The organism is Mesonia profundi (assembly GCF_031085155.1).
Classification (GTDB): domain Bacteria; phylum Bacteroidota; class Bacteroidia; order Flavobacteriales; family Flavobacteriaceae; genus Mesonia; species Mesonia profundi.
The window spans coordinates 43,620-51,382 of sequence record NZ_JAVHUL010000022.1; the positions used below are offsets into that span (position 1 = coordinate 43,620).

A 7,763-nucleotide genomic window follows, 5' to 3' on the forward strand; every position below is an offset into this window, starting at 1 on the left:
CTTAAAACAGGAGTTTCTTTTTTCTTACCAAGAGCCAAATTACTACGGGCGCGCCAATTAGAGAAGTGATGGCATTGATGGGAAGGGTGAGTCCGCTACCCGGCAGTTGTGCAATGCTGTCACAAAGGAGCATTAAAATGGCACCGCCAATCAATACTGCGGGCACTAAAATTAAGTGGTTGCTGCTAGGAATTATTTGACGCACTAAATGCGGAACGGCTAATCCTATAAATGCAATGGGACCTGCAAAGGCTGTAATGCTTCCGGCGATTAAACTGGTAGCCAAAATAACTAAAAAGCGATTCCGTCTTAGATGCGTACCTAAACTTTTCGCATAGTGTTCTCCTAATAACAGAGCGTTAAGGTTTTTTATACAAAAGATGCTGAGAATAATTCCGCTAAGCCAAAAAAGGAATAAAATTCCTACTTCTACCCAAGAGAGATTACCCAAGCTTCCAAACGACCAAAAAACGTATTGTTGGAGCTGTTGCGAGGAACTAAAATAGGAGAGTACACTCACGACGGCAGCGGTTAAACTAGCAAACATCAACCCAATAATCAATAAAGCCATAGTGTCTTTTATTCTAAAAGAAGCGCCAAGAATCGCCAGCAACACCAAGAAACTTCCTAAGCTGGAAGCAATTACTAAGGTCCATTTAGAAAGAAATAATCCAGCTGCGACTCCGCCAAAAAGACTACTTCCCATAAGTACTAATGCTACGCCTAAACTAGCACCACTACTTAAACCCAACACATAAGGTCCTGCCAATGGATTTCTAAATAGCGTTTGCATTAACAAGCCGCTTAGTGCTAATCCAGAACCCACCAAAATAGCGGTAAAAGCTTTAGGCAAGCGATAATCAACGACGATGATTTGCCAACTTTCTTTGGTGACATCTAAATGAAAAATTGATTTTAAAACTTCGTCTAACGGAATAGAAACCGAACCTAAACTAATATTTAGAATGATAGAAAGAATCAAAACAAGAATCCCAATCCAAAAATAAGTAGCTAGGTTTTTCAAATTAATCTAGAGGTTTAAAAAAAGTAGTTTCATAATTGGGTAACACGTCTGGATGAAATATTTTAATCAAATCTTTTAACACAAGATCTGGTCTGTTGGGAGCAAGTTCATAATATAAAGCACCTCCTGTTTCTCCTAAAACTCCTGCATAAGAATAAATTTCTTTCTTTTGGAAAGCCTTAAACTTGTCATAATGCTCGCTTGCATTTGTCATCGTTTCATAGGCAGTAAAAGACCCCGGCGCAATCCAAAAATCTGCATTTTGAGCATTTTCTAAGACACTTTCAAAAGCCATAGAGATACTTCCGCTGCCCTTAGTATCGCTATAGATATATTTCGCGTGAGCATCTTTAATAAATTTTGCTTGCCAAGAATCGCCATAAGGCAAATACCATACATCTTTGTACATAGAGCCACAAAGAACACTTGGCTGTTGCTTGGTGTTTGCTGCTATTTTTTTTGCTTCGTTGTACGAAGTTTCAATTTCTTTAAAAATACTTGAAGCTAAGTCTTCTTTGTTATAAAAGGCACCAAAGAATTTAATCCATTCTGCTTTACCTAAAGGATCAGCTTCTACCCAATCGCCATTATAAATTACTGGGATTTCGTTTTTCTGAATGATATTAAACGTTTTATTTCCACTTTCCATCGCAAATCCAATCACTACATCGGGTTGAATATCTAGTAAGACTTCAGTATTGATTGCTTCATTTTTTCCTAATTCTTTTACTTTTCCCTCATCGATTAAGGCTCTTGTCTTTTTGGAGGAAACATATTTGGTATTGGGAAAACCAACCAAGGTATTTTGAACGCCTAAACTTTCTAAAGAAGGAATATGTGTGGTGGAAGTCACCACCATTTTCTCTACGGGAATAGTCACGCGTTGATTAAAACTTAAATCTGCTGGAAGCTCAACTCCTTTTTCTGCCAAGACGTAAGTGAATTCTTCTTCGGCTTTGGGCCAGGGACTGTTCACTTTTATAATTTTATAATCTCCATAATTGGTGATAGAGAATCCGTTGGCATAGTCAATAGCCACCTCTTTTCCTTGCGAAGCGATTTTTTTCGTTTCCTTCTTTCCTTGCTCTTGTTCTTTGCAAGAGACGATAATAAGCAAACTTAAAATGAAGAGTATATTTTTCACGATGTGCAATTTTCAACAAAAGTAAGATTATTTCATTTTCTGATGCTCAAAGTGAGTAAAATGTTTACTTTTGCCCCCAAATTGGTTAAACAGTCATAGTCAATCAGCTGTTTATTAAAAGGGAATTCCGTTAAATTCGGAAGCTGTTCCCGCAACTGTACGCTTAGTCTCTGTAGAGAGATGCTTTTGGTACACTTCAATCCACTGTTTGTAAAAAAATGGGAAGGATAATCAAAAGACGCAAGCCAGGAGACCTGCCAATATTTTAATCAAAAAACTGAGACTTTCGGGTAAAGGGTCGGGCGTGTATGAAGTACTTTATTCTTACTCTTTTAGGTATTCTTTGTTTCTTACAAGGAGCGGCTCAAAACGATACGATTAACGTTTTGGGAGAAGTCTTGCTACAAGATATTCGTCTAAAAGACTCTTCTTATACCAGAAATTATACGGTGCTTAATGATAGTGTTTTAAAAAGAAATCAAGCTTCGTTAACCAATCTACTCAATTTTAATTCTAACGTTTATTTTAAAGAAAATGGTGCAGGGATGGTTTCTTCTCCTTCATTTAGGGGAACGACTGCTTCACAAACTGCGGTGCTTTGGAATGGGATCAACATTAATTCTCAAACGACGGGACAAACCGATTTTAACACCATTAATACTCGTGGCTTTGACCAGATTGTCGTTAAACCTGGTGGTAGCGGAGTAGAAGATGGTAGCAATGCGATTGGCGGAAGTATTTATCTAGAAAATATATTAGAATATCATAAAGGTTTTCGAAATTCAGTGTTCTTGAATTACGGCAGCTTTAATACTTACGGAGTTAATTATAAAACTGCTTATTCAGAAAAAAACACTTCTTTTTCTTTAGGCTATTCAAGAAATGGCTCAGATAACGATTATCCGTATTTAGGTACCGAAAGAAAGAATAAAAACGGAAACTATCATAATACGAATATCGCTCTTTCAGGTGGAATTAAATTATCCCGTTTTGATGAGATTCGTCTTTTTTCCAATATCTACGACGGAAAGAGAAATTTTTCCTTGCCCACCCCCAATGCCTTGGCTACAAAATATTACGATTTCAATACGCGGAGTTTATTAGAATGGGGTAGAAATTATAAACGAATTAGCTCCAGCGCCAAACTTGCATACATTACAGAAGATTACGAATATTACCCTAATGTAAATAATGATTTTTTCACCTACGGAAATGTGGAAAGTTTATTTGTAAAATATAACCTGAATTATAGATTGACCAAAAAAATAGCGCTTCAGGGGAAATTGAATTATACTCGGAATGACGGTGAGGGATCAGATATTTCTCAAGAAATTAGAAACCTAGGATCGGTAATTTTAGGAATTAAACATCAAATTAGCGATAAGGTTTTATATGAAGTAAGTCTTCGGCAGGAATTAAACGAAGATTATGAAAATCCCTTTTTATATTCCGCAGGAATCGGCACTCAATTTACCGATTTTTATCACTTAAAGATCAACACTTCCAAAAGTTTTAGAATCCCTACGTATAACGATTTGTATTGGCAAGGAGTGGGGAATACAGAGCTTAGTCCAGAATTGTCTTACCAAGGAGAAATTTCTAATCTATTTAAATTTTGGAAAAATACGTTTCAGTTTACGGTCTATTATAATTCCGTAGAAAATTTACTGAGTTGGGTTCCGGACGTTTCCGGAGTTTGGCGTCCTCAAAATACAGAGCGTGTAGAAATCTACGGACTAGAAACGATGTTTCACTTTCAAGAAGAGATAGGAGCGCATAAGTTCGCCTTAGATGGAACTTATGCTTATACGGTTTCAGAAAATCAAGCCACCCAAAATCAGTTAATTTACGTGCCTTATCATAAATTAACGGCTTCACTTTCTTATGCTATTAAAAATTTCTCGGCTTATTATCAGTACTTAAATAACGGAGAAGTTTATACCACCACAGATAATGCTCCAGAACATATTCTTGATAATTATATGGTGGCTAACCTAGGTATGGAATATGCTTTAGGGAAAAATAAAAATTATGAGGTTGGGGTACAACTTTTAAATCTTTGGGGCGCATCTTATGCAAGTGTCCTTAATAGGCCTATGCCTGGCAGAAATTTTAATGCATATCTAAATTTAAACTTTTAAGATGAAAAAAAATAGTAATGTTTGGCTTTTACTTCTTATAGCTGTCTTTCTAAGCAGTTGTTCTAAAGATGATGAAACAATTGAAAACCCTACTTTACCAGAAGGAGAATATACTAATGGTTTTTTTGTGCTCAATGAGGGAGGTTTCACTTATAGCAATGCGTCACTTTCTTTTATAAGTGAAGAGGGAACGGTTTACAACGCTGTATTTTCTGCTGAAAATAATAGGAACTTGGGAGACGTAGCTCAAAGTATGGGGTTTCATGAGGACCTTGCCTATATACTCATTAATAACTCTAACACCATTGAAGTGGTAAACCGATATACGATGGAATCTGTCACTACCTTAGAAGAGGGAATCTTGAATCCTCGATATATTATTTTTGATGACAACTTTGCTTACGTCACCAATTGGGGAGATCCTGCAGATATTACCGATGATTATATAGCGGTTATCAATTTAGAAAATTACGAAGTGGTCCAAAAAATAGAGGTGGCAGAAGGACCAGAGAAGCTAGTCAAGAAAAACGGAAAGATTTACGTGGCTCATAAAGGAGGTTGGGGCTACGGTAATACCATTTCTGTGATCAATACTGCGACAAATTCCTTGCAGACTTCTATAGAGGTAAATGATGTGCCCGATGGTTTAGTCGTAAAAGGCGATTTTTTATATGTGTTATGCTCTGGAAAAGCAAATTGGACTGGAGAGGAAACCAATGCAAGCCTTTTTAAAATTAATCTAGCCTCACAAATGGTAGAAGAGGAGCTTCAATTTCCTGTAGGAACTCATCCAGGATTTTTAGAAGAAAACAACAATACTTTGCACTATGTAGTTGAAAGAGATGTTTTTGAAGTTGACTTGGCTACTTTTAGTTTGCCTACTTCAGCTTTATTTTCAACGCAAGCACAAGATATTTCAGTACTATACGGCTTTACAATTCATAACGATGTGATTTACATCGCTGATGCTGAGGACTACAGCTCTAACGGAGAAATTTTCACATATTCCCTAGACGGAGAATTAATCAATAATTACTCCGTGCAACTCGTACCTAACGGATTTTATTTTAACAATTAATATTTTTAAAACAAGACAATCATGACAAAGAATTACACATTTTTAATTGTATGTATATTGGGATTAATTTCGCAATATAATTTTGCACAAAACACGTATGATGACGGCGTTTTTATTTTAAATGAAGGAATGGCTGGAACCAATACAGCTTCAGTTTCTTTCTTAGACGATACCAATACCTTATCTAATGGTATTTTTGTAAACGAAAATTCAGGATTAAATATAGGACAAATAGCTCAGGGAATGGGTTTTGAAGGCGATGAAGCTTATATTGTTTCTAACGGAAGTAGTGAAGTTCACATTGTAGATAGAGTTTCTTTTTCGCACGTGGCTACGGTTACAGAAGGTTTGGACAACCCTCGTTATATAGAGTTTGATAACGGACTTGCTTATGTGACCAATTGGGGAGATCCAGTGAATACTGCCGATGATTTTATAGCTGTGATAAATCTAGAAACTTATACAGTGGTAAATAATATCGCAGTGGCAGAAGGTCCTGAGGAAATTATAAAAAAAGGGAGTAAGCTATTTGTAGGTCATCAAGGAGGTTATGGCTACGGAAATACAGTTTCTGTCATAGACTTAACCGATTATAGTGTTTCTGAAATTACTTTGGCAGATATCCCTAATTCTTTAGAAGTAGATGAGGATTATCTATATGTACTTTGCGGAGGAAAACCTAACTGGACAGGTGAGGAAAGCATTGCTAAATTGTTTAGAATTGATTTGAATGATTACTCTGCAGTGGAAGAATTTGAATTTGAGATAGGACAACATCCAGATTTTTTAGAAGTGGAAGACGGCGTAGCTTATTATGTTGAAGACACTAATATTTTTGAATTTGACTTTAGCACTACTTCATTACCAACAACCGCATTTATTACTACAGCTAATGTACAAATAGCTTATGGATTTTCATTTATAGATGGTGTTTTCTATTTAGCAGATGTAGTAGATTATGTTAGTGACGGAATTGTATATACATATGATGCTACAGGAGGTTTGCAAGAAAGTTATACAGTAGGACTTATCCCTAATGGAATTTATAAATATGAAGCCGAAGACTTATCTGTAGAACAAACGCAAGAAGAACTTCAATTGGCAATCTACCCTAACCCAACGGCAGATAAATTATTCCTAACTACGCAACAAGCAGCAGAAGTTAGTATTTATAACTTAAATGCTAAGTTAGTTAAAAAAGCAACCTACACCAATAACGGGATTTCTGTAAATACACTTTCCACTGGGGTTTATTTAGTGCGTGTTCAGCAAGAAAATACACAACAAACCTTAAAATTAATTATTAAGTAATGGTAGTAAAGAATTTATCGATTTTCGCATTTCTTCTGGCTTCTGCAACGGTACTAAGTCAATCTTACGCTCCGCCAGCTGGTGAAACAGGATCTACAGCAATAGCTGCAGACAGTGAGCTTTTTATAAATTGGGCGACAGGAGTTGAAATAGAAAGAGGATATATAAATATAGATGATCCAACTGCCGAAGACCAAGGGAGCAGTTATGCATCTTATGGAGAGGCTAGTAATGCTATAGGCGTAGCTACAAATTCTGCGGTGAGTTTGGGAGACGCAGGAGAAGCAATTTTAACTTTTGAGAATCCTATAGCCAATGCTGGCGGTTACGACTTTGCAGTTTTTGAAAACTCCTTTAGTAATACTTTTTTAGAATTGGCATTTGTAGAAGTAAGTTCAGATGGGGTTAATTATTTCCGTTTTCCTTCTCATAGCGAAACTCAATCCCAAACTCAAGTTGGCGGTTTTGGAGATATAGATGCAAGCTACATTAATAATTTGGCAGGTAAGTATGAAGGTCTTTTTGGGACGCCTTTTGATTTGGATGAGGTAGCTGATAACTCCTTATTAGATAAAAACAACATAACTCACGTGAAGATTATTGATGTGGTAGGAAGCATTAATCCAGATTATGCCAGCTATGATGCCCAAGGAAATATAATTAACGATCCTTTTCCTACACCTTTTTATTCTAGTGGTTTTGATTTGGATGGCATAGGAGTGATCCATGAGCAAGAACTAAATGTTGATCTAATAGAAAAGCATTATATTTCGGTATACCCTAATCCTACTTCAGGCTTTATAAAAGTAAAAAGTAGAGGTGGTGTGGATAAGGTTGAAATCTATTCCACATCAGGAAAATTAGTGAAGAAATATGTGAACTTATATGAAGCTGAGCGATTAGATATTTCAAGCTTACCTAAAGGAATGTATCTGGTTAAAATTAATTCCGAAGAAAAAAACTCATTATTTAAAATTATAAAAAAATAATGTCTAGTCCTAAATAATCGATACAGATTAATAAAGGATTAAATTTAATATTTAAAGCTGAACAATGACTTCATTG

The 7,763-nt window shown here is 36.0% G+C and carries 6 protein-coding genes and 1 riboswitch; of the genes, 4 read left to right on the forward strand and 2 right to left on the reverse strand.

The window, feature by feature from the left end:
• Position 1: 1 nt before the first annotated feature.
• The gene (locus tag RBU60_RS09345) at positions 2 to 1,024 is read right to left on the reverse strand and encodes an iron ABC transporter permease (RefSeq protein ID WP_308864619.1); all 1,023 of its coding nucleotides are present in this window, start codon (positions 1,022 to 1,024) and stop codon (positions 2 to 4) included.
• Between the two features lies 1 nt (position 1,025).
• Entirely contained in the window at positions 1,026 to 2,168 is a 1,143-nt protein-coding gene (locus RBU60_RS09350) for an ABC transporter substrate-binding protein (RefSeq protein WP_308864621.1), read from the reverse strand.
• Positions 2,169 to 2,233: 65 nt separating this feature from the next.
• Positions 2,234 to 2,444, forward strand: a riboswitch (cobalamin riboswitch).
• 32 nt (positions 2,445 to 2,476) lie between these two features.
• Here RBU60_RS09350 and RBU60_RS09355 point away from each other — a divergent pair.
• Genes RBU60_RS09355 through RBU60_RS09370 form a run of 4 tightly spaced genes read left to right on the forward strand, consistent with a single transcriptional unit; the run spans position 2,477 to position 7,687 of the window.
• Entirely contained in the window at positions 2,477 to 4,309 is a 1,833-nt protein-coding gene (locus tag RBU60_RS09355) for a TonB-dependent receptor plug domain-containing protein (RefSeq protein WP_308864622.1), read from the forward strand.
• A 1-nt stretch (position 4,310) separates the two neighbouring features.
• Positions 4,311 to 5,387 carry a YncE family protein gene (locus RBU60_RS09360; RefSeq protein ID WP_308864623.1) on the forward strand — a complete coding sequence of 359 codons (1,077 nt, stop codon included), beginning with the start codon at positions 4,311 to 4,313 and terminating at the stop codon, positions 5,385 to 5,387.
• 21 nt (positions 5,388 to 5,408) lie between these two features.
• Positions 5,409 to 6,698, forward strand: a complete 1,290-nt coding sequence (locus tag RBU60_RS09365) for a T9SS type A sorting domain-containing protein (protein ID WP_308864624.1) — start codon at positions 5,409 to 5,411, stop codon at positions 6,696 to 6,698.
• The gene (locus RBU60_RS09370; protein WP_308864625.1) at positions 6,698 to 7,687 is read left to right on the forward strand and encodes a T9SS type A sorting domain-containing protein; all 990 of its coding nucleotides are present in this window, start codon (positions 6,698 to 6,700) and stop codon (positions 7,685 to 7,687) included. Before RBU60_RS09365 ends, RBU60_RS09370 begins: the two co-directional genes overlap by 1 nt.
• Positions 7,688 to 7,763: the final 76 nt, after the last annotated feature.